The following is a 26,580-nucleotide window of genomic DNA, read 5'->3' on the forward strand; positions in this document are numbered from 1 at the left end:
AAAGCTACTGCGCTTGGAAATACTGCGTAAAAAACAGGCTCGGAATGCTCATTTACAAGCAGTAGACTCCGCTTCCTCGCCTGTTTTTGCCTTGTCTTTCCTACGCTCGCTACGCTTTCACAGCGTCGGGTCGTAATAAATTAAAAAATGAAATCAATAGTCGATCGGGTCGCGGATGATCGGGCAGGTCATGCAGTGGCCACCGCCACGGCCACGGCCGAGTTCACTGGCGCTGATGGTGATGACCTCGACCCCGGCCTTGCGCAGCAGGGTGTTGGTGTAGGTGTTGCGGTCGTAACCGATCACCACGCCGGGTTCCACGGCCACCACATTGTTGCCGTCGTCCCACTGTTCGCGTTCGGCGGCGAAGCTGTTGCCGCCGGTTTCGACGACGCGCAGGGCCTTGAGGTTGAGCGCGGCGGCCACGGTGTCGAGGAAGCTGGTTTCTTCGCGACGGATGTCGATGCCGCCCGGTTTGCTTTCGTCAGGGCGCAGGGTGAAGGCGACGATCTGGCTCACCACTTCCGGGAAGATCGTCACCAGGTCGCGGTCGCAGAAGCTGAACACGGTGTCCAGGTGCATGGCCGCACGGGATTTCGGCAGGCCGGCAACGATCACGCGCTCGACCGCCTTGTGCTTGAACAGGTTCAGCGCCAGTTGACCGATGGCCTGACGGGACGAGCGTTCGCCCATGCCGATCAACACCACGCCATTACCGATGGGCATCACGTCGCCGCCTTCCAGCGTGGCGTTGCCGTGCTCCTGATCCGGGTCGCCGTACCAGACCTGGAAGTCGGCGTTGGTGAACTCCGGGTGGAACTTGTAGATGGCGCTGGCCAGCAGGGTTTCCTGACGGCGCGCCGGCCAGTGCATCGGGTTCAGCGTGACGCCGCCATAGATCCAGCAGGTGGTGTCGCGGGTGAACTGGGTGTTCGGCAGTGGCGGCAGAATGAAGCTGGAATGGCCAAGGAAGTCGCGGAACATTTCGATGGTCTTGCCGCCGAAGCTGTTGGGCAGGTCATCGGCCGACACGCCGCCGATCAGGAATTCGGCGATCTTGCGCGGTTCCAGGCTGCGCAACCAGGCGTTAACTTCGTGGACCAGGCCGACACCCACCGAGTTGGCGGTGATCTTGCGCTCCAGGATCCAGTCCAGCGCTTGCGGGTTGGCGACGATGTCGGTCAGCAGGTTGTGCATTTCCAGCACGTCGATATCGCGCTCACGCATCTTGGTGACGAAGTCGAAATGGTCACGCTTGGCCTGGGCGACCCACAGCACATCATCGAAAAGCAGTTCGTCGCAGTTGTTCGGGGTCAGCCGCTGGTGGGCCAGGCCGGGGGAGCACACCATGACTTTGCGCAGTTTGCCGGCTTCGGAATGTACGCCGTACTTAACTTTTTCCGTGGTCATTTCAGATCCTCCAGATAACAAAACAGTCGAGTGGTACAAGTGCTACAGGGTCAGGAAGCCGTCATAGAGTCCATAGGCCGCCACCAGGGCACCAATGACGACCGCGGTGAAAATCAGCGCCTCGACGCGGGTGAACACCGCTTTACCCAACTCGCGCTTGGCCTTGGCGAACAGGATCGCGCCGGGGGCATAGAGCAGGGCGGACAGCAGCAGGTATTTGATGCCGCCTGCGTACAGCAGCCAGATCGCGTAGATCAGCGCGATGGCGCCGATGATCAGGTCTTTCTGGCGTTCGGCCAGGGCGTTTTCGTAGCTCTCGCCGCGTACCGCCAGCAGCAGGGCATAGGCCGCCGACCACAGGTAAGGCACCAGAATCATCGAGGTGGCGAGGTAGATCAGCGACAGGTAAGTGCTGGCCGAGAACAGGGTGATGATCAGGAAAATCTGCACCATGGCGTTGGTCAGCCATAAGGCATTGACCGGCACCTGTTTGGAGTTTTCCTTACGCAGGAACTCCGGCATGGTGTGGTCCTTGGCGGCGGCGAACATGATCTCCGCACACAGCAGCACCCACGACAACAATGCACCGAGCAACGAGATGACCAGGCCGACGCTGATCAACACAGCGCCCCAGTGACCGACGACGTGTTCAAGTACGGCGGCCATCGACGGGTTTTGCAGTTTGGCCAACGCCGGTTGAGTCATGATGCCCAGTGACAGCACGTTCACCAGTACCAGGAACAACAGCACGGTGATGAAGCCGATGACGGTGGCTTTACCGACGTCCGAACGTTTCTCCGCCCGGGCCGAAAAGATGCTTGCGCCTTCGATGCCGATGAACACCCAGACGGTGACCAGCATCATGTTGCGCACCTGGTTCATCACGCTGCCCAGGTCCGGGTTTTTCAGGCCCCAGATGTCGGCGCTGAAGATGTCGAGTTTGAAGGCGAAGATCGCGATCAAGACGAACAACAGCAGCGGCACGACTTTGGCGACGGTGGTCACCAGGTTGATGAACGCCGCTTCCTTGATCCCGCGCAGTACCAGAAAATGCACGGCCCACAGCAGCAGCGAAGCGCCGATTACCGCCGCTACGGTGTTGCCTTCGCCGAAGATCGGGAAGAAGTAGCCCAAGGTGCTGAACAGCAGAACAAAGTAGCCGACGTTACCCAGCCAGGCACTGATCCAGTAACCCCAGGCGGACGAGAAACCCATGTAGTCGCCGAATCCGGCCTTGGCGTAGGCGTAGACGCCGCCATCGAGGTCAGGCTTGCGGTTGGCGAGGGTCTGGAAGACGAACGCCAGGGTCAACATGCCCACGGCCGTAATGGCCCAACCTATCAGCACTGCGCCGACATCCGCACTGGCGGCCATGTTTTGCGGCAAAGAGAATATCCCGCCCCCAATCATGGAACCCACTACCAGGGCGACTAAGGCGCCGAGTCGTAGTTTTCCGGACGATTCAGACATGCATGACTCCATTGCCGGAGAAGAGAGGCCACACTCTAAATCCGCTCGCTGACAGGACAGCTGATCTGGATCAGTTCATGGCCACATTCCATTGTTGATGACTGATGTGTGAAGACTTCCTGAATAGTGCGGATGTGCCACAAGAAGCTTATTCCAGAGGGCTTTTCATAAATTAACCAAGAATGGCTGCGAGCCTTGAAACTAGTTGTTTTTTCAGGATATGCAAATTCTGCGCGTCTGTTTTTCAGTACAGAATTTATATGTCTGGAATGACCCATAAAACCGGCAAAGTGCCTTCATGGAATCGATAAGAGCGTTCTGAATAACAGTTGTTTTTTGCCGTTAACTGACAAACGTCATTCCACGTTGCCTATTTAATGGAATGAACGCTTGTTATGGTTTAAAAACATGACGAACAATCGATGTGAGAGGGGAGGCAAGGATGTCGCAACCGGCGCTAACGCTTCGACTCGGCGGGCTGTTGTGGTGAGGCTGTTGCTTGACTATCAGCCGCCTTATGACTGGCCGGCGATGCTCGGCTTTTTGTCGGCGCGGGCGATTGCCGGGATGGAGTCGGTGGTCGATGGTGTGTACTCGCGCAGCATCAGCCTGAACGGTGTGCACGGCACGTTTTCGATTACGCCAGCGGCTGATGATACGCTGGACGTGAGGCTGTGCTTCCCTGATGCGTCAGTCGTGCCCGAGATTGTGACGCGGTTGCGTCGGATGTTCGATCTGGACGCGGATCTGCCGCGTGTCCACCAGCAACTGGCAGTTGATCCGTTGATGGCAAGGTTGATTGCCGAGCGTCCCGGTCTACGAGTACCGGGGGCGTGGGACGGGTTGGAACTGGCGATTCGTGCGGTATTGGGCCAGCAGATTACGGTGAGTGCGGCGATTAAGCTGGCGGGGAAACTGGTGGCTCAGTATGGCAAACCGTTGCCTTCTCCATTATCTGGATTGACTCATGTGTTCCCTGAAGCGGCGGTGTTGGCGGCAGCGGATCTGGCAACGTTGGGAATGCCGAAAAGCCGTGGGCGGACGCTGTCTGGTGTCGCGCAGGCATTGCTTGACGATCCCTTGTTGTTTGATCCGGGTCGCGACGACGGCGTTGCGCGATTGCTGGCATTGTGGGGGATTGGCGACTGGACGGCGCAGTACATCGCGTTGCGACAGATGCGCGAGATGGATGCGTTTCCGTCAGGGGATGTGGGATTGATCAACGCCCTGGCGGCGCTGGAAGGCGGGCCGGTGACACCGCGAGAATTGTTGGCCCGTGCCGAGGCTTGGCGACCGTGTCGGGCGTATGCGGCGCAGGTGCTGTGGACGTCGTTGGTTCGGGCTGACTGAAATTGTTTCGATAGTTGCGCTGACTGTTTGCTCGTTATCGCGAGCAGGCTCGCTCCCACACTGGATTTGTTTCAGGCATACGTTTGCGCGTACACCGCGATTTCTTGTGGGAGCGAGCCTGCTCGCGAAGGCGGTCGAACATTCACCACCACTGCGCCCGATGGGAACCCAATTCCCCGGCCGGGATCGCCCACTGCAACGGTGTGCCAGTGATCTTCAGCGGTACGTGCAACCGATGCGCCGGACCCCAGGAGGTCTGCTCAATCAACATTCCCTGATCGTTGTCGTCTTCGGCCCGCAACGCCTCATCTGTCCCCGGCCCCTGTTCAACCAGCAACTTTGCCGTGCGCGCCAGTGACAATCGTGCCGAGCCACTGCGTCCGCTACTCAATCGCTCAGCCAACAACTTGATCGCACTGGCCGCCATCAGATAACCCGTGGCGTGGTCCAGCGCCTGAACCGGCAACGGCGTGGGTTTGTCCGCCTGCTTCCATACCATCCCCGCCTCGGCGATGCCGCTGCTCATTTGCACCAGGCTGTCGAAGCCCCGGCGGTTTTGCCAGGGGCCGCTCCAGCCGTACGCATTGAGGCAAACGTCGATCAGACCGGGGGAGAGCTTTTGCCGTTCGGCGGCGCCGTAGCCGAGGCGTTCGAGGGCATTGGCGCGATAACCGTGGAGCAGAATGTCGGCGTCCTTGAGCAGGCTTTCAAATACCCCGCGATCGCTGCTGTTGTGCAGGTCCAGGCGGGCGCAGCGTTTGCCCAGGGTGACTTCCGGAATCACTCCCGGTTCGTTCCACTGCGGTGGATCAATGCGCAGCACATCGGCACCCAACCCCGCGAGGAAACGGCTGGCCACGGGGCCGGCGAGGACACGGGTCAGGTCCAGCACCTTGATGCCCGCCAGCGGTTGCGCGACCGAACCTTGCCAGACTTTCGAGCGCTCGCTGCTGCCGGCGGAAAAATCAATCAGCGGCTCGGCGTTGACCGCCAACCCTTGAGGGTGGGACTGCCATTGTGGCCATGAGCGCATTTGCGCAGCGCAACCGCCGGCCTCGACTACCGCGTGTTCCAGATCTCTTTTGGCCCATTGAGCGACCTTGGCGGCCATCGCACTGCGATCAAAGCAGTGTCCCAGCACCTGCTCGGCGGCGCTGCGGTGATGGGGGGCATTGGTGTGCAGGCGAATCCAGCCATCGTTGGTTGCGTAGTCACCTGCGATGGAGTCCCACAAGGGGGGCACGCTCCAGCCCTGCGGGCGGATCGAGGTAGCGAACCAGAAGGAGGCAAGACGACGGTCGACTTCAAGGGCCGGTAAACGACCGGTCTGTTGCCGGAGCAATTCGCTGGCGGCCTGGCCGGCAGCCGCGATGCTGGCGCTGGCGAGGTCCGTTACGGCAAACGCCGAGGGCAGGGCGCCGTTCGAGGTAACGGTGATCGCGGTAGCGGGCAAGCCGAGCGCGGCTTGAATGGACGTCAGGAAATCAGTCATCGAAGGCCCTCCGGAAGAGAGCACGAGCATAGTTCAAAAAACTGTCAGCCCGGATGAAATCCCCGTGTGGGAGCGAGCCTGCTCGCGATGACGGTAGTACATTCAATATCAATGTCGACTGACCCATCGCTATCGCGAGCAGGCTCGCTCCCACAAGGGATGGTGTTCCGTCAGGCCAGTTCGGGAGATCTGGCGTAAGCCTGTTCCAGCAGCACGGTGAAGCGGTTGAAGGCGTCGATGGCGCCTTTCTCGATTGCGGCTTCTTCTTCGGCACTGAACTCAAGACCGTCGAGGGTTTTGACGAAGCGTTTCCAGCCTTCGGCGCGACCACCGGCTGGCTCTGCCAGGTGACGGGCACCGAAGGTTTCGCTCAGGCCCAGGCCCACGGCGCGCTTGATCAGGAACGCAGCACCGAGTTTCGACCCTTCGGAGACAAAGATCCAGCCCAGGGCCTCGGCCTTGCTCGGGCTGTTCACGGCGCCTGCCACTGGGGCGGGGACGTCGGTTTCCAGGTCGGCGAGGTCAGCCCTGGCGGCGTCGGCGCGGCAACGCTGCGGCAGGTCCGGGACGATGACGATCAGTTCGGCATCGTTGTACAGCGACACCAGTTCCGACTGGAACAGGTACTGGGCAACCACGAAGCGGGCGAAGGCGGCTTGGGTTTCGAACGGTGCGTGAGCTTTCACCAGGGCGTCGAGTTTGCTGTGCGGCAAGTGGGTGATCTGGTTCAAGCGTTGCGAGCGCAGGCTCGGGCGTTCAGAGGTTTGGGCAGCGGTCATGAAGAAGTCCTTGAGAATGAAAGGCGCGTTGTCACCAGACGAACCAGACGAGGCGGCAGCGTAAAAGTCCTCGGTGCGCTTCTATCCAAAAACGCAGCAAGGCTCGATGAATCAGATATCCCAGATCAGGTTGATCGCGAAGTTGCGGCCCGGCTCGGTGAGGCGATCAAGGTTGGCCGGGCTGAGCACGGCGGCTTCGCCGACACTGTCGTAACCGCGCACGTTGTCCCACTGCCAGTATTTCTTGTCGGCCAGGTTGTACACGCCAGCGCTGACGGTGACGTCGTCGCTCACTTTGTAGAAACCGCTCATGTCGACGACGCCATAGCCCGGTGTCTTGAACTGGCTGCTGACGCCGTCCGGCGATTTGAAGCTGCTGCTGTCGACAAGGTTTTTCTTCTGCACCAGGGTCCAGCTGAGCAAGGCACCGTAGTTGTCCTGGTCGTAACCCAGGCCGAACACGCCGGTCAGCGGGTTGACCGCGTTGAGCGGCTCGCCGGTGTCGTTGTTGCGACCGTGGGCATAAGCCACCGAGCCCCGGGTGTAGAGACCTTGCGGCGCGCCAAAGGTGTCGAGGTTCAGGCGGCCTTTGAGTTCGACGCCCTTGATGGTCGCGTGCTTGATGTTGTTGCTCTGGAACGTCAGCTCGTTATAGCCCGGGGTGACGGCGTCTTCGTTGATGAAGTCGCGATATTTGTTATAGAACACCGCCACATCGAAGTGGCCGGACTCGAAGTTGCCACGCAGGCCGGTCTCGTAGCTCTGGCTTTTTTCCGGCCCCAGATTCGGGTTCGGTTTCACGCGGTAGCCGGTGGTGGTGTTTTCGAAACGGCCGTACAGCGCCTTGGCGGTCGGGGTACGGAAACCTTCGGCGTACTGACCGTACCCGGTGTAGTGGTCGGTCAGGGCGTAGGTCAGGCCGAACTTGGGCGATACGCGATGCCAGGTCTTGTTCTCGTCGCTGACCGTGCCTTTGCCGTCGGCGGCCACAGTGTTGAGGAACTCCTGGGTGATGTGCGGCTTGAGCTGGGTGTAGTCGTAGCGCAGGCCCGGCAGGAAGGTCCATTTGTCCCAACTGATCTGATCCTGGGCGAACAGGCTGTAGGTGTTGATGGTCGGGTCCGGGAAGTCGCTGGATTTTTTCAGTACGTCGGTGGGGCTGATGGCGCCGATTTGTCGGCAACTGCCGAACACCGTCAGGCACGTTCCGCTGCCGCTGCGCGAACCGGTGACTTTCTCTTGCTTGATGGTGGTGCCGTACGTCAGCAGGTGGCCGGTTTCACCGAGGCTGAAGGCCTTGTCCAGCTGTGCGTCGAATACCCACTGCCGCTCTTCATAGAGCGTATCGCGTGAGCGCATCACATTGCGGCCTGGAGAGCGGGCACTGAGTGGAACGTAGTAGTTTTCCAGGGTGCTCTGATCGGTCTTGGCGATCTGGTAGTTCAGGCTCCACTTGAGGTGATCGACCAGCAAGGAGTCGAGGGCGAAGCTGTTTTCCAGGCCGAAGCGTTCGCGGGTGATGGTGTCGTTACCGGTGCGCGAGCGGTACATGCCCATTGGCTGGCCATTGTTGAACGGGCCACCGACGGCACTTCGCTGGTCGGTGTCGCGGTCGTCCTTGTACTTCTCGTAGGTCAGGCCCAGGCGCGCGTCATCGGCGTAATTCCAGCCGGCTTTGGCCAACAGGTTGGTGGTGCGTACGTCCTCAGGGTTGGCGGCGGTGCGATTCAGTCCCGTGCCGTTGTGGCTGCCGAAGGATTCGGTTTCATGACCGTCGCGCTGGCTGAAATGCAGCAAGCCGTCGAACTGCTCGGCGCGCCCTGCGACGGTGGCGGATTTCAGCCAGCTGTCGTCGGCAGAGTTGTAGCCGGTTTTCAGGCGGGCGCCGACGTCTTTGCCGGGCTTGATGATGTCGTCCGGGTCGAGGGTGAAGTAGCTGACCGCACCGCCGATGGCGTTGCTGCCGTAGAGCACCGACGCCGGGCCGCGGAGGATTTCCACGCGTTTGATGATTTCCGGGTCGACATAGTTGCGCTGGGTCTTGGCGTACGGACCGTTGAAGAAACCGTTGGGCACTTCGACGCCATCGACCTGCGTCAGGATCCGGTTACCGTCGATACCGCGAATGTTGTACCCGCTGATGCCACCACGGGTGCCGGTGCCGCCGACCGAAACACCCGGTTCGTAGCGCACCAGTTCCTTGATGGTGTTGACGTTGTTGCGGTCCAGCTCTTCACGAGTGTGCACGGTGACGGTGCTCGGCACACTGTCGACGCTCTGCTCCTGACGGGTGGCGCTGATGGTCATTTGTTGCAGGGAGAGGGGCCCGCCGGCACTGCGTTTTTCCAGCACGATGTTGTGATTGCCCAGTTTGCGATAGTTCAGGTTGGTCCCCACCAACAGGCGATCGAGGGCTTTTTCCGGGGGCAGCGAGCCGTGTACGCCCGGCGAGGCGACGCCTTCAGCCAGTTCGGCCGGCAAGCCGACCTGCCAGCCGGTTACGGCGGTAAAGGCATTTAGTGCCGACACCAGTGGCTGCTGGGCAATCGCGAACGAGTAGTCGCCCATGTTACGACTCGGTTGTTCGGCGGTGGCGGCCATGACCTGTGCAGTGCCGGCCAACAGAATGGCGGCAGTCAGCAGGGACAGCACGCAGGAAGGTGAAGAGGACCGGCGGGTAAGGCGAGAGGACATCGATAGCGCTCCGTGTCGCACGAATCTTATAGGTGCAGATTTGCATCAGAGATGCGAATCAATTGCATTAGCTATAACGAGACGAGCGATGAAACGTTATCGAGTAAAAATAATTCTCATTTAGTTCAGGATCATCAGCGCCGGAAATTCCTCGAGCCTGGCCGAGGTGATGTGGGCCAGCGAGCGAACCACGTCCAGCGGTTGGTCGAGACGGTAATTACCGGTCACTGCGACGTTGGCCAACTGTTCATTGGTGTTGATGATCCAGCCCGGGTAGTAGCGACGAAGTTCCGCCAGCACCTGGCTCAATGGGCAGTTTTCGAACACCAGTCGGCCCTGCACCCAGGCCAGATCGGTCGCCGGGTCGAGTCTGGCCGGTTGATCGAAACCATTGGGGCCGATACGAATGCTTTCGCCCGCGCTCAAGCGCACGCGGGCGTTGCTGTGGGTGGTGCGCAAGTCGACGTCGCCGCGTTGCACGCGAACCTGCGCGATGCCGTCCAGGTAACGCACGGCAAAAGTAGTGTCCTGCACGCTGGCCGTGACCGGACCGGCGTCGATTTCCAGCGGCAAGCCGCGATTGGCCGCGACCTCGAAATAGGCCTCGCCCTGATACAGGCGGGCGATGCGTTGCTGGTCGTTGATGGTGCTGGAAAACGCCGAATCGGTGTTCAGCAGAACCTTTGAACCGTCCTTCAGTTGCAGGCGCTGACGCTCGCCAACCGCGGTCAGATGATCCGCCTGAATCCGCATCGGCAGGTTGCTGAAACTGAACAGCCCGAGGATCAACACCGCCGCCATGGCCAGTGGTTTCCAGTGTGGGCGCAGTCGACCAGCTTTTGCGACCTTGCGTTTGGTCGTGCTCAAACCCAGCGCGGCTTGCGCGACCTGCGGCCCGTTCCAGATCGCCTGAGCCTTGGCGAATGCCTCAGCGTTCTGCGGGGCGGCGGCGAGCCAATGGTGGAATTCGCGGGTTCGTTGTTCGCTCGGACTGTCCAGCATGATCAGCCAGTCCAGCGTCTGATCCATGGCGCTGCTGCTGACTGAATCCCGCGCCGGGGTTGGCGGGTGGGAAGGTGGGCTGTCCGTCACGGGTGTTCCTCGGCCGCGTCTGCGCGCGGCTGATTTTTGATAGGGAGCGTGCAAACGTCGGCTAAGGGTAGCAAAGCCTGAGTCATGACGCCGTTGTGCGAAATAATGGCTGGCAGACTCAGTGCTCGTTGAGGCGATCAGCGACACCAACGCAGATCGCCATGATCAGCTTCAGGTCTTTTTGCACGGTGCTCAAGGACACGCTGAGCTGTTCGGCGATTTCCAGATAGCTGTGCCCGTGCAGGCGGCTGAGGATGAAGACTTGCTGTTGGCGCGGGGTAAGTTGGCTGAGGCTGATGTTCAAGCGTTCGAGCAACTGTTCGGCGTGGGCGGCGTCCTCGGCACTGCTGAGCGGCGCGGCGATGCTTTGCATGACGTCCAGCGGAACGCCTTCGAGCATCGTTCGGGACTGAATGCGCCGTGCGCGCAGATGGTCCAGCGCCAGGTTGCGGGCGGTTTGAAACACGAAAGGTTCGAGGTGGTCGATGGCCCGTTCACTTAACGCGCGGGCCACTCGCAGGTAGGTTTCCTGCAAGAGGTCCTCGGCGGTGCTGTGGTTGTTGACCATCCGCTCCAGGGTCCGCAGCAGCGAGACCCGCTGCGCGAGGAAGACATGGTTGAAGCGCGATTGACTCACAGTAGGACCTGATCCATTTCAAGCAAATGATAATGCTTATCATCTACGCGAAAGGTCAAGCGCTACCGGTGAGAATTATTGGCGGCCTTGCAGGTACGCCGGGTAATCGGGGATCCGGTACGCGTGCGGCTGATCCATCAGCGGGCTGCTGAGCAGGTAGTCGGCGCTGCATTCATTACACGCGACCGGAATGTTCCAGACCGCCGCGACCCGTAGCAACGCCTTGATGTCCGGATCGTGAGGTTGCGGCTCGAACGGGTCCCAGAAGAACACCAGCATGTCGACCCGCTGCTCGGCGATTCGCGCGCCGAGCTGTTGATCGCCGCCCAGCGGGCCGCTGATCATGCTTTCAACGGGCAGACCCAGGCGTTTGCTCAACAGCATCCCGGTGGTGCCGGTGGCCACAAGCTCGTGTTGGGCGAGCTTGTCCTTCTGCCGCTCGGCCCAGTCCAGCAAGAACACTTTGCAGTGGTCATGGGCAACCAGGGCGATGCGTTTGTGCGCCGCCATGGTTTTTTGGGTAAAGCTGATACCGATCATCGGCGACTGCTCCGACGTTAATGTAGGGGCAATCGGCCTTATTCGGCGTTGCACAGGGCGAGGCAGTTATCGAGCATGCGGTTGGAGAAACCCCATTCGTTGTCGTACCAGGCCAGCACCTTGAGCAGCTTGCCGCTGGACTTGGTGTGGTTGGCATCGAAAATCGACGACAACGGGTTGTGATTGAAGTCGCTGGAAACCAGCGGCAGGGTGTTGTAGCCGAGGATCTTCGAGTGCTGGCTGGCTTCTTTGAGCAATGCGTTGACCTCGTCAGCACTGGCTTCGCGCTTGAGCTGCACGGTCAGGTCCACCAGCGACACGTTGATCACCGGCACGCGCACCGACATACCGGTCAGTTTGCCGGCCAGTTCCGGCAGCACCAGGCCCACCGCTTCGGCGGCGCCGGTCTTGCTCGGGATCATGTTCTGGGTAGCCGAACGGGCACGGTACGGGTCGACGTGGTAGACATCGGTCAGATGCTGGTCGTTGGTGTAGGCGTGGATGGTGGTCATCAGACCGCTCTCGATGCCCAGCTCGCGGTGCAACACCTGAGCCACCGGGGCCAGGCAGTTGGTGGTGCACGACGCATTGGAAATGATCTGGTGCGATTGGCGCAGGATGTCGTGGTTGACCCCGTACACCACGGTGGCGTCGGCGCCTTTGGCCGGGGCCGAGATAATCACTTTGCGCGCGCCGGCGCTAATATGGGCGGCGGCTTTGGCACGGTCGGTGAACAGACCGGTGCATTCGAACACGACGTCGACCTTCTCGGCAGCCCACGGCAAATCGGCCGGGTTGCGAATCGCGCTGACCGAAATCCGGTCGCCGTTGACGGTCAGGCTTTCCTGATCGTGCTGCACATCGGCATCGAAGGTGCCGTGCACGGTGTCGTACTTGAGCAGGTGGGCATTTATCGAGCTATCGCCCAAATCGTTGATGGCGACGATCTGCAAATCCTGACGGTAGCCTTGGGTATACAGTGCGCGAAGGACATTGCGGCCAATGCGGCCAAAACCATTGATTGCAATTCGTAGAGTCATCTGAAAAGCGCCTTCGTCATATTTGTTGTTGGAATTACAAGATTATTCGCAAAAAAATAGAAAACAAGCCTTTTTAGTGGCAATATTTTGTTTTATCTACAACGAGTGACCTGAATCAACTGGTCCGAGTGGTCAAGAAAACCGTCAGCGCGTCACGCGTCGATGCCTCTTGATCAGCATAGACACGAACAGGTCGCCACATCCGTTAACCTGGAGTTCTACACATGCATCCCCGCGTACTTGAGGTCACTGAACGGCTTGTCACCCGTAGCCGCGCTACCCGTGAGGCCTACCTTGCACTGATTCGCGGCGCCGCCAGCGATGGCCCGATGCGCGGCAAGCTGCAATGCGCCAACTTCGCCCACGGCGTGGCCGGGTGTGGCACCGAAGACAAGCAAAGCTTGCGGATGATGAACGCCGCCAACGTGGCGATTGTTTCGTCTTATAACGACATGCTCTCGGCGCATCAGCCGTACGAGCACTACCCGGAACAAATCAAACACGCATTGCGCGAGATCGGTTCGGTCGGTCAGTTTGCCGGCGGCGTGCCGGCCATGTGTGACGGTGTGACCCAAGGCGAGCCGGGCATGGAGCTGGGCATTGCCAGCCGCGAAGTGATCGCGATGTCGACCGCTGTCGCGCTGTCTCACAACATGTTCGACGCGGCGATGATGCTCGGCATCTGCGACAAGATCGTGCCGGGGCTGATGATGGGCGCGCTGCGCTTCGGTCATCTGCCGACGATTTTCGTTCCGGGCGGGCCGATGGTGTCGGGGATTTCCAACAAGGAAAAAGCCGACGTGCGGCAGCGCTACGCCGAAGGCAAGGCCAGCCGCGAAGAGCTGCTGGAGTCGGAAATGAAGTCCTACCACAGTCCCGGCACCTGCACCTTCTACGGCACCGCCAACACCAACCAGTTGCTGATGGAAGTCATGGGCCTGCACTTGCCGGGCGCGTCCTTCGTCAACCCGAACACGCCGTTGCGTGATGCCCTGACCCGCGAAGCGGCGCACCAGATCACCCGCCTGACCAAGCAAAGCGGCAACTTCATGCCCATCGGCGAAATCGTTGACGAGCGTTCGCTGGTCAACTCGATTGTTGCGCTGCACGCCACCGGCGGCTCGACCAACCACACCCTGCACATGCCGGCCATCGCCATGGCGGCCGGTATTCAACTGACCTGGCAGGACATGGCCGACCTCTCCGAGGTGGTGCCGACCCTGAGCCACGTCTACCCGAACGGCAAGGCCGACATCAACCACTTCCAGGCAGCGGGCGGCATGTCGTTCCTGATCCGCGAACTGCTGGAAGCGGGCCTGCTCCACGAAAACGTCAACACCGTGGCCGGCCATGGCCTGAGCCGCTACACCCAGGAACCGTTCCTGGAAAACGGTGAGTTGGTATGGCGTGAAGGCCCGATCGAAAGCCTCGATGAAAACATCCTGCGCCCCGTTGCCCGTGCGTTCTCGCCAGAAGGCGGTCTGCGGGTGATGGAGGGCAACCTCGGTCGCGGGGTGATGAAAGTCTCGGCCGTGGCGCCGGAGCATCAAGTGGTCGAGGCACCGGCGATGGTCTTCCAGGACCAGCAAGACCTGGCCGATGCGTTCAAGGCCGGTCTGCTGGAAAAGGACTTTGTCGCGGTGATGCGCTTCCAGGGCCCGCGCTCCAACGGCATGCCGGAACTGCACAAGATGACGCCGTTCCTTGGCGTGCTGCAGGACCGCGGCTTCAAGGTTGCGCTGGTCACTGACGGGCGGATGTCCGGCGCCTCGGGGAAAATCCCGGCGGCGATTCATGTCTGCCCGGAAGCTTATGTCGGTGGCCCTTTGGCACGTGTGCACGAGGGCGATATCATCCGCGTCGATGGCGTCAAAGGCACCTTGCAGCTTATGGTGGACGCCGATGAATTTGCCGCTCGCACACCGGCCAAAGGCCTGCTGGACAACGGCATTGGTTGCGGTCGCGAGTTGTTTGGCTTCATGCGCATGGCCTTCAGCTCGGCAGAGCAGGGCGCCAGCGCCTTTACCTCTGCCCTGGAGACCCTTAAGTGAAACTAGCGCTGGTCGGTGACATTGGTGGAACCAATGCGCGTTTTGCGTTGTGGAAAGACCAGCAACTGGAGTCGATCCGGGTGCTGGCGACAGCCGACTATGCCTGCCCGGAAGACGCCATCGGCGTCTACCTGAGCGGCCTCGGCCTGGCGCCCGGTTCGATTGGTGCGGTGTGCCTGTCGGTGGCCGGCCCGGTCAGCGGCGACGAGTTTCGTTTTACCAACAACCACTGGCGGCTGAGCCGCAAGGCCTTTTGCCAGACCTTGCAGGTCAATCGGTTGTTGCTGGTCAACGACTTCTCGGCCATGGCGCTGGGCATGACGCGCCTGCAACCGGGTGAGTTCCGGGTGGTCTGCGAAGGTACGCCGGAGCCGCTGCGCCCGGCCGTGGTGATCGGTCCCGGCACTGGCCTCGGGGTCGGCACTTTGCTGGATCTTGGCGAAGGCCGTTGGGCCGCATTGCCGGGGGAGGGCGGGCATGTCGACTTGCCGCTGAGCAGTCCGCGAGAAACCCAACTGTGGCAGCACATCTACAACGAGATCGGTCACGTCAGCGCTGAAACAGCGTTGAGCGGCAGCGGTTTGCCGCGCGTCTATCGGGCGATCTGTGCTGTCGACGGGCATGAACCTATGCTCGATACCCCGCAAGATATCACCGCCGCCGGCCTTGCGGGCGACCCGATTGCCGTGGAAGTGCTCGAGCAGTTCTGCTGCTGGCTCGGTCGAGTGGCCGGCAACAACGTGCTGACCACCGGTGCGCGCGGCGGTGTCTACATCGTCGGCGGGGTGATTCCACGGTTTGCCGATTTCTTTCTCAAGAGCGGTTTTACCCGCTGCTTCGCCGACAAGGGCTGCATGAGCGAGTACTTCAAGGGCATTCCGGTCTGGCTGGTGACCGCCCCGTATTCCGGTTTGACCGGCGCGGGAGTGGCACTCGACCAGGCTTGATACCTGTGGCGAGGGAGCTTGCTCCCGCTCGGCTGCGAAGCAGTCGCAGAACCTGACACTGCGGTTCTCGGATAATCCGCGTTCGCCGGGTTCTGGAGCGCTTCGCACTCCAGCGGGAGCAAGCTCCCTCGCCACAAAAGCTCGTTCGCGATGCATTTTTGATCAGGCATAATCCGCCCCAACACTAACAACAAGGATGCCTTCGAAGTGAGCTCAGTCAACAAGTCGATTTTGTTGGTCGATGACGATCAAGAGATACGCGAGTTGCTGGACACCTACCTCAGTCGCGCAGGGTTTCAGGTGCGGACCACGCCCGACGGCGCCGGTTTTCGCCAGGCGCTGAACGAGGCACCGAGTGATCTGGTGATCCTTGATGTGATGTTGCCGGACGAAGACGGCTTCAGTTTATGTCGCTGGATTCGCCAGCACCCGCGTCAGGCCCAGGTGCCGATCATCATGCTCACGGCCAGTTCCGACGAGGCCGACCGGGTCATTGGCCTGGAGCTCGGCGCCGACGATTACCTGGGCAAACCCTTCAGCCCCCGTGAATTGCAGGCGCGAATCAAAGCCTTGTTGCGCCGTGCCCAGTTCGGTCAGGAGCGCTCTGGCGGCGAGGTGTTGGCCTTCGATGAATGGCGACTGGACATGGTCAGCCACCGACTGTTCCACACTGATGGCGAAGAGGTGATCCTCTCCGGTGCCGATTTCGCGCTGCTGAAACTCTTCCTCGATCACCCGCAGGAAATCCTCGACCGCGACACCATCGGCAATGCCACCCGTGGACGCGACCTGATGCCGCTCGATCGCATCGTCGACATGGCCGTCAGCCGCTTGCGCCAGCGTCTGCGCGATACCGAAAAACCTCCGCGCCTGATCCGCACCGTGCGCGGCAGTGGTTATCAACTGGCCGCCAATGTAGTCGCCAGCAATGGCCACTGAGTTCTTCAGGCGCCTGATACGGCGGGTGCCGGTGCCACGTTCACTGCTTGGGCGGATGTTGCTGCTGACCCTGCTGGCGGTGTTGTTTGCGCAGACGCTGTCGAGCGTGATCTGGGTTTCGCAATTGCGTGCCACGCAGCTGGAAGGGCTGGTCACCGCGGCCCGCAGCCTGGCCCATTCGATGACCGCCAGCGTCAGTTACTTTCGTTCTCTTCCGGTGGCGTACCGACCGCTGGTTCTCGACCAGTTGCGCAGCATGGGCGGCACCCGTTTTGTGGTGACGCTCAACGATAAACCGCTGGAAATGCAGCTGTTGCCGCCGACCCCGCGCAAAGAAGCGGTGCTGGCGGCAGTGGATGACGTGTTGCGGCAATCGCTGGGCGCGGACACCGACATCTCGGTGCAATTCGTCAGCCCGGACGATCTGCGGATCTTTAATGGCGGTTTGAAGCTTGATGAATTGCCACGGTCCTGGGCGCACTACGCGCTGACCCTGGAACCGGTCAACCCGCCGGTGCTGGTCACCCAAATCAAACTGGCGCAAGGTGAATGGCTGTACATCGCTTCGCTGTTGCCCGAGCCCTATACCAGTCTGGAAGAGCAGGGCCTGCCGTCGCAGCAGGTCTGGTTTATCGTGCTCACCAGCGGTTTTCTGTTGTTGTTCATCGGGTTGTTGGTGCATTGGCAGAGCCGGCCACTCAAGCGTCTGGCGCGGGCGGCGCGGGACATGTCGCTGGGCGCCGAAGTGGAGCCGGTGGCCGAGGGCGGTGGCAGTGAAGTGGTCGAAGTCGGCCGCGCCTTCAACGCCATGCGCGAGCGCATCAGCCGCTACCTGACGGAGCGCAGCCAATTGTTCAGCGCCATTTCCCATGATTTGCGCACCCCCATCACGCGTCTGCGCCTGCGGGTCGAGTTGCTGGAAGATGAGCGGCTGCAAGCCAAGTTCGGGCGTGATCTGGATGAATTGGAGCTGCTGGTCAAAGGCGCGCTGCAATGCGTCAAGGACACCGACATCCACGAAAACATCGAGCCGGTGGACCTCAACCATGTGCTCGATTGTTTGGTCGAACCTTACCTGGCACCCAATGGCAATGGCCGTGTGACCCAGCAAGGTCGGGCGCTGGCGCCGTATCCCGGTAAGCCGCTGGCGCTCAAGCGCTGCATCGGCAACCTGATCGACAACGCCCTCAAGTACGGGCAGAACGCCCATCTGCACATCGACGACGATGATGCTGCGTTCATCCTGCACGTCGACGACGAAGGGCCGGGAGTGCCTGAGCAGCGACTGGAGCAGGTGTTCGAACCGCACTTCCGTTTGGCCGGCCAGCAGCAGGGTTATGGGCTGGGGCTGGGCATCGCACGCAATATCGCCCATAGCCATGGTGGGGAAGTGAGCCTGCAGAATTTGCGCGAGGGCGGGCTGCGGGTGACGTTGCAGTTGCCCCGTTCCCTTGACTGACCGGAACCGATCCTGTGGCGAGGGAGCTTGCTCCCGCTCGGCTGCGCAGCAGTCGTAAAATCTGCACCTCAGTACGTCAGATAAACTCCGGTGGCAGGTTTTGGGAGCGCTTCGCACTCCAGCGGGAGCAAGCTCCCTCGCCACAAAAGCTCTGAGCATTTGTCACAAGTCAGTGACATAACCCGCCCCCTTCGTTACCCGTTTCACCTTCACCGTTGTTTAGACTCTTCCCAGTCATAACAACAAAAAAAGGCACCCCATGAACACCACCCCTCCTGCCTTCAGCAGTTGGCTGAACGCACCTGCCCATCAGCAATGGCTGGCCGACGAAGGCCTGCGCCTGCTGGCGTTCGCCAAGGCATCGAAGCTGCCTGAAGGCTTCGGCAATCTGGGCGAACACGGCCAATTAGCGGCTGACGCCCAGGCCCACACCATGAACACCGCCCGCATGACCCACAGCTTCGCCCTGGCGCACATTCAGGGCTTGCCGGGATTCGCCGAGCTGGTGGATCACGGCATCAATGCCCTCAATGGGCCACTGCGTGACGCCGAATTCGGCGGCTGGTTTGCGGCGCCCGATCACCGTGATGGCAATACCGGCAAGGCTGCGTATCTGCATGCTTTCGTAGCACTCGCTGCCAGTTCTGCGGTGGTTGCCCAAAGGCCCGGTGCAGACGCCTTGCTCAACGATGCCATCGCGATTATCGAGCGGCATTTCTGGAGCGAGGAGGAGGGCGCGCTGCACGAATCCTTTAATCGCGACTGGAGCGAAGAAGAGCCCTATCGCGGTGCCAACAGCAACATGCACGCCACCGAAGCCTTTCTCGCACTGGCCGATGTCACGCAGGACAGCCGTTGGCTGAATCGCGCCCTGCGGATTGTCGAGCGGGTGATTCACCGGCATGCGGCGGCGAACCAGTACCTGGTCGTCGAGCATTTCGATCGAGACTGGCAGCCGCAGCGCGAGTACAACCACGACAACCCCGCCGATGGTTTTCGTCCTTACGGCACCACGCCGGGCCATGGTTTCGAATGGTCGCGGCTGTTGCTGCATCTGGAGGCTGCACGCGTGCAGGCCGGCATGTTGACCCCCGGTTGGCTGGTGATCGATGCGCAGCAACTCTTCGCCAACAACTGCCTTCACGCTTGGAACGTCGATGGTGCGCCCGGCATTGTCTACACCCTCGATTGGGACAATCGCCCGGTCGTGCGCCAGCGTTTGCACTGGGTTCACTGCGAAGCCAGTGCCGCCGCCAGTGCCTTGCTCAAACGCACCGGTGAGGCGCAATACGAAACCTGGTACCGAGGTTTCTGGGAGTTCAGTGACCGCTGTCTGATCGACCGAATCCACGGCAGCTGGCACCACGAACTCGACCCGCAAAACCGCCCGGGCGCGCAGATCTGGGGCGGCAAGCCAGACCTCTATCACGCCTGGCAGGCGGTGTTGATTCCACGCTTGCCGCTGGCACCGAGCATGGCCAGCGCATTGGCTCAAGGCTCTGTCTCGGCACTTATGTAACCATGCAGTGACATTTTGCCGTCGCTTCGTTACCTGCCAAGCGATCTACGCTGTTTAAACTCGATTGCAGCGCAAGCACCAGACTTGCATGCATAACAACAAGAAAGGTACCGCTAGATGAATGCGATTTCTCGCCTCGCCACTGTCGTTTCTCTTGCCACGCTGTTTCCCCTGACTGCATTTCCTCTCAGCACCCTTGCCGCCGATTCCAAAGGTTCCGTGGAAGTCGTGCACTGGTGGACTTCGGGCGGTGAAAAAGCAGCGGTCGATGTCCTCAAGGCTCAAGTCGAAAAAGACGGCTTCACCTGGAAGGACGGTGCGGTCGCCGGCGGCGGTGGCGCTACGGCCATGACCGTACTCAAAAGCCGTGCCGTAGCGGGTAACCCGCCAGGTGTCGCGCAAATCAAAGGTCCGGATATCCAGGAGTGGGGCAGCACTGGCCTGCTCAGCACCGATGCGCTGAAAGGCGTTTCAAAAGCTGAAAACTGGGATGGCCTGCTCTCCAAGAAAGTCTCCGACACCGTCAAATACGAAGGTGATTACGTCGCCGTGCCGGTGAATATTCACCGCGTCAACTGGCTGTGGATCAACCCGGCGGTCTTCAAGAAAGCCGGTATCGAAAAAGCCCCGACCACCCTCGAAGAATTCTATGCTGCCGGCGACAAACTGAAAGCTGCCGGCTTCATCGCCCTGGCCCACGGTGGTCAGCCGTGGCAGGACAGCACCGTGTTTGAAGACGTGGTGCTCTCGGTCATGGGCCCTGAGGGCTACAAGAAAGCCCTGGTCGACCTGGACCAGAAAACCCTGTCCGGCGCGGAAATGGTCAAGTCCTTCACCGAGCTGAAAAAACTCACCGGCTACATGGACCCCAACCGCGCGGGTCGTGACTGGAACATCGCTGCCGCCGACGTGATCAACGGCAAGGCTGGCATGCAGATGATGGGTGACTGGGCCAAGAGCGAATGGACCGCCGCCCACAAGGTAGCGGGCAAGGACTATCAGTGCGTGCCGTTCCCTGGCACTGAAAAAGCCTTCACCTACAACATCGACTCCCTGGCGGTGTTCAAGCTCAAGGCTGATCGCACCGGCGATATCGCCGCTCAGCAGGACCTGGCCAAGGTCGCGCTGGGTAAAGACTTCCAGAAGGTCTTCAGCATCAACAAAGGTTCGATCCCGGTGCGCACCGACATGCTCAATGACATGAGCGCGTCGGGCTTCGACTCCTGCGCCCAGGCGTCGGCCAAGGACTTCCTGGCTGACGAGAAGACCGGCGGCCTGCAACCGAGCATGGCGCACAACATGGCCACCTCCCTGGCGGTGCAAGGCGCGATCTTCGATGTGGTGACCAACTTCATGAACGACAAGAGCGCTGACCCGGCCAAGGCCAGCGCCCAACTGGCATCGGCCATCAAAGCCGCCCAGTAACACGAGGACCGCTGCGGGCCTGACCTGCGGCCAACCCCAGATCTTCGTCTCCCTGCATGGGCCATGGCTCGTGTAGTGGGGACGCTCGGTCCGGATTTCACTTCTTCAACTGGATTATCCCGATGAGCTCTGTGGCGGTTTTCAGCAAAGCCTCACCGTTCGATGCACTGCAGCGCTGGCTCCCCAAACTGGTTTTGGCGCCGAGCATGCTGATCGTCCTGGTTGGCTTTTACGGTTACATCATCTGGACATTCGTTTTGTCCTTCACCAACTCCAGCTTCATGCCGAGCTACAAATGGGTCGGCCTGCAGCAATACGTCCGGTTGATGGAGAACGACCGCTGGTGGGTCGCGAGCAAGAACCTCGCGGTCTTCGGCGGTATGTTCATCGGTATCAGCCTGGTGCTCGGGGTGTTTCTGGCGGTGCTGCTCGATCAGCGCATTCGCAAGGAAGGCTTCATCCGCACCATCTACCTGTACCCGATGGCGCTGTCGATGATCGTCACCGGTACTGCCTGGAAATGGCTGCTCAACCCAGGCCTGGGCCTGGACAAGATGCTGCGTGACTGGGGCTGGGAAGGCTTTCGGCTGGACTGGCTGGTGGATCAGGATCGCGTGGTTTACTGCCTGGTAATCGCCGCCGTCTGGCAAGCCTCCGGGTTTGTGATGGCGATGTTCCTGGCCGGCCTGCGCGGTGTCGATCAGTCGATCATCCGTGCCGCTCAAGTCGACGGTGCGAGCCTGCCGACCATCTATTTGAAGATCGTCCTGCCGAGCCTGCGTCCGGTGTTTTTCAGCGCCTTCATGATCCTCGCGCATATCGCGATCAAGAGCTTCGACCTGGTGGCGGCGATGACGGCGGGCGGTCCGGGTTACTCCTCCGACTTGCCGGCGATGTTCATGTATTCCTTCACCTTCAGCCGTGGCCAGATGGGCATCGGTTCGGCGAGCGCGATGATGATGCTCGGCGCGATCCTGGCGATTCTGGTGCCGTACCTGTACTCCGAATTGCGAGGCAAACGCCATGAGTAATCAGCTTGGCAAACCTGCCATCAGCTTTAGCCGCATTGCGATCTACGCGACCTTGTTGCTGGCCGCTGCGGTGTACCTGATTCCGCTGGTGGTGATGCTGCTGACCAGCTTCAAGTCCCCGGAAGACATCCGCACCGGCAACCTCTTGAGCTGGCCGCAAGTGATTGACGGCATTGGCTGGATCAAGGCCTGGGATGTCGTGGGCGGCTACTTCTGGAACTCGGTGAAAATCACCGTCCCGGCAGTGCTGATCTCGACCTTCATCGGTGCAATGAACGGCTACGTGCTGTCGATGTGGCGCTTTCGTGGTTCGCAGTTGTTCTTCGGCCTGCTGTTGTTCGGTTGCTTCCTGCCGTTCCAGACCGTGCTGCTGCCAGCTTCGTTCACCGTCGGCAAACTCGGCCTGGCCAACACCACCACGGGCCTGGTGCTGGTGCACATCGTCTACGGGCTGGCGTTCACCACACTGTTCTTCCGTAACTACTACGTGAGCATTCCGGATGCGCTGGTCAAGGCGGCGCGGCTGGATGGCGCGGGCTTCTTCACGATCTTCGGAAAGATCCTGCTGCCGATGTCGATCCCGATCGTGATGGTCTGCCTGATCTGGCAGTTCACTCAAATCTGGAATGACTTCCTGTTCGGCGTGGTCTTCGCCAGTGGCGATGCCCAACCAATCACCGTGGCCCTGAACAACCTGGTCAACACCAGCACCGGGGTCAAGGAATACAACGTTGATATGGCGGCGGCGATGATCGCCGGGCTGCCGACACTGCTGGTCTACATATTCGCTGGCAAGTATTTCCTGCGTGGGCTGACGTCCGGCGCGGTCAAGGGGTAGAACATGGCAACTCTCGAATTACGCAACGTCAACAAAACCTACGGCAGCGGCTTGCCGGACACCCTGAAGAACATCGAACTGAAGATCGATGACGGTGAGTTCCTGATCCTCGTCGGCCCGTCCGGTTGCGGCAAGTCGACCTTGATGAACTGCATCGCGGGCCTTGAAAACATCAGCGGCGGGGCGATTCTGGTGGACGACGCTGACATCAGCGGCATGAGCCCCAAGGATCGCGACATCGCCATGGTGTTCCAGTCCTACGCGCTGTACCCGACCATGAGCGTGCGCGACAACATCGCGTTCGGCCTGAAGATCCGCAAAATGCCGGCCGCCGAAATCGACGAAGAAGTGGCGCGGGTGGCCAAGCTGCTGCAAATCGAACACCTGCTCAGCCGCAAGCCCGGCCAGCTCTCTGGTGGTCAGCAACAGCGGGTGGCCATGGGCCGTGCGCTGGCTCGGCGGCCGAAGATTTATCTGTTCGACGAACCGCTGTCCAACCTCGACGCCAAGCTGCGGGTCGAGATGCGCACCGAAATGAAACTGATGCACCAGCGCCTGAAAACCACAACGGTCTACGTGACTCACGACCAGATCGAAGCCATGACCCTGGGCGACAAAGTGGCGGTGATGAAGGACGGGATCATTCAGCAGTTCGGCACGCCGAAGCAGATCTACAACGATCCGGCCAACCTGTTCGTCGCCAGCTTCATCGGCTCGCCACCGATGAACTTCATCCCGCTGCGTTTGCAACGCAAGGACGGTCGTCTGCTGGCGTTGCTCGACAGCGGCCAGGCGCGTTGCGAGTTGCCATTGGGCATGCAGGATGCCGGTCTTGAGGACCGCGAAGTGATCCTCGGCATGCGCCCGGAGCAGATCGTTCTGGCGAACGGCGAGGCCAATGGTTTGCCGACCATTCGCGCCGAAGTCCAGGTTACCGAGCCGACCGGTCCCGATACGTTGGTGTTCGTCAATTTGAACGAAACCAAAGTCTGCTGCCGTCTGGCGCCGGACGTTGCGCCGGCTGTGGGCGAGACCCTGACCCTGCAATTCGATCCATCGAAAGTGCTGCTGTTCGATGCCAAAACTGGCGAGCGTCTGGGGACGGCCGGTCAAGCGAAAACCGGGACTCACAGCGACAACGTCGCTCAATTCAAAGGGCGCTGAAGATCAGGTTGTGGGGGATTCGCGGCGGATGGGGACATCCGTCGCAACCGCTGTAAACCGCGTTAGATAAAAACAGTTAATAACAATAAAGACGAGGATGTAGGGATGAAGAAGAAGAACAACGCTCAGCTTATCTGCCAATTGTCAGCTGTTGCGGTGATGATCATGGCCGGTAACGCACACGCGGCTGACGCGTTCAGCGCCGACTCCAAGTGGATGACGGGTGACTGGGGTGGCGAGCGAACCAAGCTGATCGAGCAAGGGATCGACATCAAGGCCGATTACGTCGGTGAAGTGGGCGCCAACCTCCACGGCGGCTACAACCACGACAAGACTGCGCGTTACGCCGACCAGTTTGGCCTGGGCGTGGCGCTGGACCTGCAAAAGCTGTGGGGCTGGGACAACACCCAGGCCAAGATCCAGCTCACCAATCGTAACGGTCAGAACATCTCCAATGACCGTGTCGGCGACCCGCGTGCCGGCACCTTGAGTTCCTCCCAGGAAGTCTATGGCCGTGGCCATATGGTCCGTCTGACTCAATTGTGGGTCCAGCACCAGTTCCTCGACAATAAACTGGACGTCAAAGCCGGTTACTTCGGCGAAGGCGAAGACTTCAACACCTTCCCTTGCGAGTTCCAGAACCTGGCGTTCTGCGGCTCCCAAGCGGGTAACTGGGCGACTGGTATCTGGTTCAACTGGCCAGTCATGCAGGCGGCGGTTCGCGTGAAGTACAACATCACGCCTGAGTTCTATGCGCAGATCGGCGCGTACAACCAGAACCCATCGCAACTGGAGCACGGTAACGGCTTCAAGCTCAGCGGCAGTGGTACCAAGGGCACCGTCTTGCCGGTCGAACTGGTCTGGTCGCCGAAGGTCAACAACCTGCCGGGCGAATACCGTGTCGGTTACTACAAGAGCACTGCCGACGCCAATGACGTCCGTAAAGACGACAATGGCAATGATGCGGCGACCACAGGCAACGCCTTCCGCAGCCACGACAGCAAGCACGGCTACTGGTTTGTGGCGCAGCAACAACTCACCAGCCACAACGGTGATGCTTCTCGCGGTCTGAACGTCGCGGCCAACGCCACTTTCCACGACAAGGACACCAACGTCGTCGACAACTACCAGTCGCTGATGTTTGTGTACAAGGGTCCATTCGACGCACGTCCAAAAGATGACGTCGGGATCGGTTTTGCCCGTATCCATGTCAACGATGACGTGAAGAAAAACGCCGAGTTGGTCAACGCCGCCAATGGTGTCAGCGACTACGACAATCCGCTGTTCTCGCCACTGCGTTCCACCGAGTACAACTACGAGATCAACTACGGTTTCCACGTTACCAACTGGCTGACTGTGCGTCCTAACCTGCAATACATCACTCACCCGGGCGGTGTTGATCAAGTCGACAACGCGCTGGTGGCCGGTTTGAAAATTCAGTCGGTGTTCTAACGCTGTTGCGATAAGCTCCTCTCCATGTGCGCATTTTTGCGGACGGCCAAGGCTGTCCGCTTTTTTTTGGGGGTGGTGCACACGACTGTTTTCTGTGGCGAGGGAGCTTGCTCCCGCCGGTCGGTCCGCGCTCGGGCGCAGCAGTCGTAAATCCGGTAAATGTGGTTTAGCTGAAGCAGCGCGATGACTGGTTTTGGGGCCGCTTCGCAGCCCAGCGGGAGCAAGCTCCCTCGCCACAAAAGCGCTGTTGTCACAATGGTGATGAGTACATCCATGATTTTCGGGACCGCGGCACATGCTTGAGCATCCGCTACAACGCTTCTTCAAATCCCTGCGCGAGCGCCCGGTGTTTGCCTGGGAGCGTTATCAGCAGCGCGAGGTGCTGGTGATCGACCATCCGCTGTGTCAGGCGGTGTTCAGTCGTCAGGGTGCGCAGTTGCTGCATTTTCAGCCCACAGGCCAGAAGCCCTGGCTCTGGTGCGCGGCGAAGTGGCCGCAGGTCGGGGCGATTCGCGGTGGTGTGCCGGTGTGCTGGCCGTGGTATGGCCGTCATCCAAGCGAAAATGCCTGGCCCTCCCATGGTTGGGCGCGGCTGATCGACTGGAAACTGATCGACAGCAGCACCGATGACGACGGCGTGCACCTGCATTGGCAATTGCAGCTGTGTGACTGGCAGGTGGACCTGTACGCGCACTTGGGTGAGCGCATGGATTTGCGCCTGAGCACCGAGCATCAGGACAGTCTGCCGTGCCAGCTGAGCCATGCGTTGCACGCCTATTGGCGTATTGGCGACGTTGCTGAGATAGCGCTGTCTGGGCTCGATGGTGCGCAAGGCTATGACCAGCTCAAGCGCGAATTCTGCGAGCAAAAAGGCGAGTTGCGGGTAGAAGGTGGCTGTCAGCGGGTGTTCCAGCACGAGGGCGAGTTACAGCTCAAGGACCATGCCTGGCAGCGCCAGTTGTGCATCGATACCGGCGACAGCGCTGACACCGTGGTCTGGCATCCCGGGTCACGGCCGCTGCTGGGAGTGAGCTGGAATGAGGTTTCGGAGTTTGTCTGCGTAGAGGCAGCCTGCGGAGGCACCGATAGCCTGAGGCTGGCACCGGGGGAGCGGGCGCATTTGAGTTTGCAGGCGCGGATGGGAGGGTAGAGGTGGCACACAAACCCTGTGGCGAGGGGGCTTGTCGGAACGCCGCACCGCCCCGTTCGGCTGCGCAGCAGTCGTAAACCGGTAGATACGGTTTACCTGAA

The 26,580-nt window shown here is 60.4% G+C and carries 21 protein-coding genes; 12 read left to right on the plus strand and 9 right to left on the minus strand.

From position 1 onward, the window contains the following. Positions 1-153 precede the first annotated feature (153 nt). Positions 154-1,410, minus strand: coding sequence for an arginine deiminase (arcA, locus tag HK44_RS12435; RefSeq protein ID WP_019693234.1), 1,257 nt, complete (start codon positions 1,408-1,410; stop codon positions 154-156). Positions 1,411-1,452: 42 nt separating this feature from the next. Then, the gene (gene arcD / locus HK44_RS12440; RefSeq protein ID WP_019693233.1) at positions 1,453-2,880 is read right to left on the minus strand and encodes an arginine-ornithine antiporter; all 1,428 of its coding nucleotides are present in this window, start codon (positions 2,878-2,880) and stop codon (positions 1,453-1,455) included. Between the two features lie 486 nt (positions 2,881-3,366). Here arcD and HK44_RS12445 point away from each other — a divergent pair, with 486 nt between their 5' ends. Further along, a complete protein-coding gene (locus HK44_RS12445; protein WP_024264888.1) occupies positions 3,367-4,230 on the plus strand; it encodes a DNA-3-methyladenine glycosylase family protein in 864 nt (287 codons plus the stop codon). A 142-nt stretch (positions 4,231-4,372) separates the two neighbouring features. On the opposite strand, the gene HK44_RS12450 is transcribed toward HK44_RS12445, so the two are convergent. From HK44_RS12450 to gap, 7 genes are all read right to left on the minus strand, one after another. Further along, the gene (locus HK44_RS12450) at positions 4,373-5,722 is read right to left on the minus strand and encodes a CoA transferase (RefSeq protein WP_019693231.1); all 1,350 of its coding nucleotides are present in this window, start codon (positions 5,720-5,722) and stop codon (positions 4,373-4,375) included. Positions 5,723-5,892: 170 nt separating this feature from the next. After that, positions 5,893-6,501, minus strand: a complete 609-nt coding sequence (locus HK44_RS12455) for a biliverdin-producing heme oxygenase (protein WP_019693230.1) — start codon at positions 6,499-6,501, stop codon at positions 5,893-5,895. 111 nt (positions 6,502-6,612) lie between these two features. Beyond that, on the minus strand, positions 6,613-9,195 hold the full coding sequence (locus HK44_RS12460) for a TonB-dependent receptor (RefSeq protein ID WP_019693229.1): 2,583 nt from the start codon (positions 9,193-9,195) through the stop codon (positions 6,613-6,615). A 120-nt stretch (positions 9,196-9,315) separates the two neighbouring features. Then, positions 9,316-10,287 carry a FecR family protein gene (locus tag HK44_RS12465; RefSeq protein WP_019693228.1) on the minus strand — a complete coding sequence of 324 codons (972 nt, stop codon included), beginning with the start codon at positions 10,285-10,287 and terminating at the stop codon, positions 9,316-9,318. A gap of 118 nt (positions 10,288-10,405) precedes the next feature. Further along, entirely contained in the window at positions 10,406-10,924 is a 519-nt protein-coding gene (locus HK44_RS12470) for an RNA polymerase sigma factor (protein ID WP_019693227.1), read from the minus strand. A gap of 75 nt (positions 10,925-10,999) precedes the next feature. Then, entirely contained in the window at positions 11,000-11,464 is a 465-nt protein-coding gene (locus HK44_RS12475; protein WP_019693226.1) for a methylglyoxal synthase, read from the minus strand. Positions 11,465-11,502: 38 nt separating this feature from the next. Further along, complete coding sequence (gap, locus tag HK44_RS12480; protein ID WP_019693225.1) at positions 11,503-12,504, minus strand: type I glyceraldehyde-3-phosphate dehydrogenase; 1,002 nt, start codon at positions 12,502-12,504, stop codon at positions 11,503-11,505. A 224-nt stretch (positions 12,505-12,728) separates the two neighbouring features. Between gap and edd the strand changes: the two genes are divergently transcribed. The 11 genes from edd to HK44_RS12535 all read left to right on the plus strand — a co-directional run bounded on the left by edd (position 12,729) and on the right by HK44_RS12535 (position 26,479). Continuing rightward, the gene (gene edd, locus HK44_RS12485) at positions 12,729-14,555 is read left to right on the plus strand and encodes a phosphogluconate dehydratase (protein ID WP_019693224.1); all 1,827 of its coding nucleotides are present in this window, start codon (positions 12,729-12,731) and stop codon (positions 14,553-14,555) included. Then, positions 14,552-15,502 (plus strand): glucokinase, encoded by a 951-nt coding sequence (locus HK44_RS12490; RefSeq protein ID WP_019693223.1) that lies wholly within the window; start codon positions 14,552-14,554, stop codon positions 15,500-15,502. The genes edd and HK44_RS12490 overlap by 4 nt, the downstream gene beginning before the upstream one ends. Before the next feature lie 207 nt (positions 15,503-15,709). After that, positions 15,710-16,441: a response regulator gene (locus HK44_RS12495; protein WP_019693222.1), complete on the plus strand. Its 732-nt coding sequence runs from the start codon at positions 15,710-15,712 to the stop codon at positions 16,439-16,441. A gap of 31 nt (positions 16,442-16,472) precedes the next feature. Then, positions 16,473-17,900, plus strand: a complete 1,428-nt coding sequence (locus tag HK44_RS12500; protein ID WP_162174767.1) for an ATP-binding protein — start codon at positions 16,473-16,475, stop codon at positions 17,898-17,900. A gap of 259 nt (positions 17,901-18,159) precedes the next feature. Next, positions 18,160-19,419, plus strand: coding sequence for an AGE family epimerase/isomerase (locus HK44_RS12505; RefSeq protein WP_019693220.1), 1,260 nt, complete (start codon positions 18,160-18,162; stop codon positions 19,417-19,419). Between the two features lie 117 nt (positions 19,420-19,536). Beyond that, a complete protein-coding gene (locus HK44_RS12510; protein WP_019693219.1) occupies positions 19,537-20,844 on the plus strand; it encodes an ABC transporter substrate-binding protein in 1,308 nt (435 codons plus the stop codon). 122 nt (positions 20,845-20,966) lie between these two features. Then, complete coding sequence (locus HK44_RS12515; RefSeq protein ID WP_019693218.1) at positions 20,967-21,875, plus strand: carbohydrate ABC transporter permease; 909 nt, start codon at positions 20,967-20,969, stop codon at positions 21,873-21,875. After that, positions 21,868-22,713 (plus strand): carbohydrate ABC transporter permease, encoded by an 846-nt coding sequence (locus HK44_RS12520; protein ID WP_019693217.1) that lies wholly within the window; start codon positions 21,868-21,870, stop codon positions 22,711-22,713. The genes HK44_RS12515 and HK44_RS12520 overlap by 8 nt, the downstream gene beginning before the upstream one ends. A 3-nt stretch (positions 22,714-22,716) precedes the next feature. Next, complete coding sequence (locus HK44_RS12525) at positions 22,717-23,877, plus strand: ABC transporter ATP-binding protein (RefSeq protein WP_019693216.1); 1,161 nt, start codon at positions 22,717-22,719, stop codon at positions 23,875-23,877. A 105-nt stretch (positions 23,878-23,982) separates the two neighbouring features. Then, positions 23,983-25,329: a carbohydrate porin gene (locus HK44_RS12530; protein ID WP_019693215.1), complete on the plus strand. Its 1,347-nt coding sequence runs from the start codon at positions 23,983-23,985 to the stop codon at positions 25,327-25,329. Positions 25,330-25,624: 295 nt separating this feature from the next. Then, entirely contained in the window at positions 25,625-26,479 is an 855-nt protein-coding gene (locus HK44_RS12535; RefSeq protein ID WP_019693214.1) for a D-hexose-6-phosphate mutarotase, read from the plus strand. Positions 26,480-26,580 lie beyond the last annotated feature (101 nt).

Origin of the sequence: Pseudomonas fluorescens HK44 (assembly GCF_000217955.3) — a bacterium.
Taxonomy (GTDB): Bacteria; Pseudomonadota; Gammaproteobacteria; order Pseudomonadales; family Pseudomonadaceae; genus Aquipseudomonas; species Aquipseudomonas fluorescens_AQ.

Coding starts and splice junctions, on each gene's coding strand:
- edd (WP_019693224.1), top strand. CDS start 12,729: ATGCATCCCCGCGTACTTGAGGTCACTGAACGGCTTGTCACCCGTAGC.
- gap (WP_019693225.1), bottom strand. CDS start 12,504: ATGACTCTACGAATTGCAATCAATGGTTTTGGCCGCATTGGCCGCAAT.
- HK44_RS12510 (WP_019693219.1), top strand. CDS start 19,537: ATGAATGCGATTTCTCGCCTCGCCACTGTCGTTTCTCTTGCCACGCTG.
- HK44_RS12450 (WP_019693231.1), bottom strand. CDS start 5,722: ATGACTGATTTCCTGACGTCCATTCAAGCCGCGCTCGGCTTGCCCGCT.
- HK44_RS12530 (WP_019693215.1), top strand. CDS start 23,983: ATGAAGAAGAAGAACAACGCTCAGCTTATCTGCCAATTGTCAGCTGTT.
- HK44_RS12475 (WP_019693226.1), bottom strand. CDS start 11,464: ATGATCGGTATCAGCTTTACCCAAAAAACCATGGCGGCGCACAAACGC.
- HK44_RS12525 (WP_019693216.1), top strand. CDS start 22,717: ATGGCAACTCTCGAATTACGCAACGTCAACAAAACCTACGGCAGCGGC.
- HK44_RS12460 (WP_019693229.1), bottom strand. CDS start 9,195: ATGTCCTCTCGCCTTACCCGCCGGTCCTCTTCACCTTCCTGCGTGCTG.
- HK44_RS12535 (WP_019693214.1), top strand. CDS start 25,625: ATGCTTGAGCATCCGCTACAACGCTTCTTCAAATCCCTGCGCGAGCGC.
- HK44_RS12505 (WP_019693220.1), top strand. CDS start 18,160: ATGAACACCACCCCTCCTGCCTTCAGCAGTTGGCTGAACGCACCTGCC.
- arcD (WP_019693233.1), bottom strand. CDS start 2,880: ATGTCTGAATCGTCCGGAAAACTACGACTCGGCGCCTTAGTCGCCCTG.
- arcA (WP_019693234.1), bottom strand. CDS start 1,410: ATGACCACGGAAAAAGTTAAGTACGGCGTACATTCCGAAGCCGGCAAA.
- HK44_RS12455 (WP_019693230.1), bottom strand. CDS start 6,501: ATGACCGCTGCCCAAACCTCTGAACGCCCGAGCCTGCGCTCGCAACGC.
- HK44_RS12520 (WP_019693217.1), top strand. CDS start 21,868: ATGAGTAATCAGCTTGGCAAACCTGCCATCAGCTTTAGCCGCATTGCG.
- HK44_RS12515 (WP_019693218.1), top strand. CDS start 20,967: ATGAGCTCTGTGGCGGTTTTCAGCAAAGCCTCACCGTTCGATGCACTG.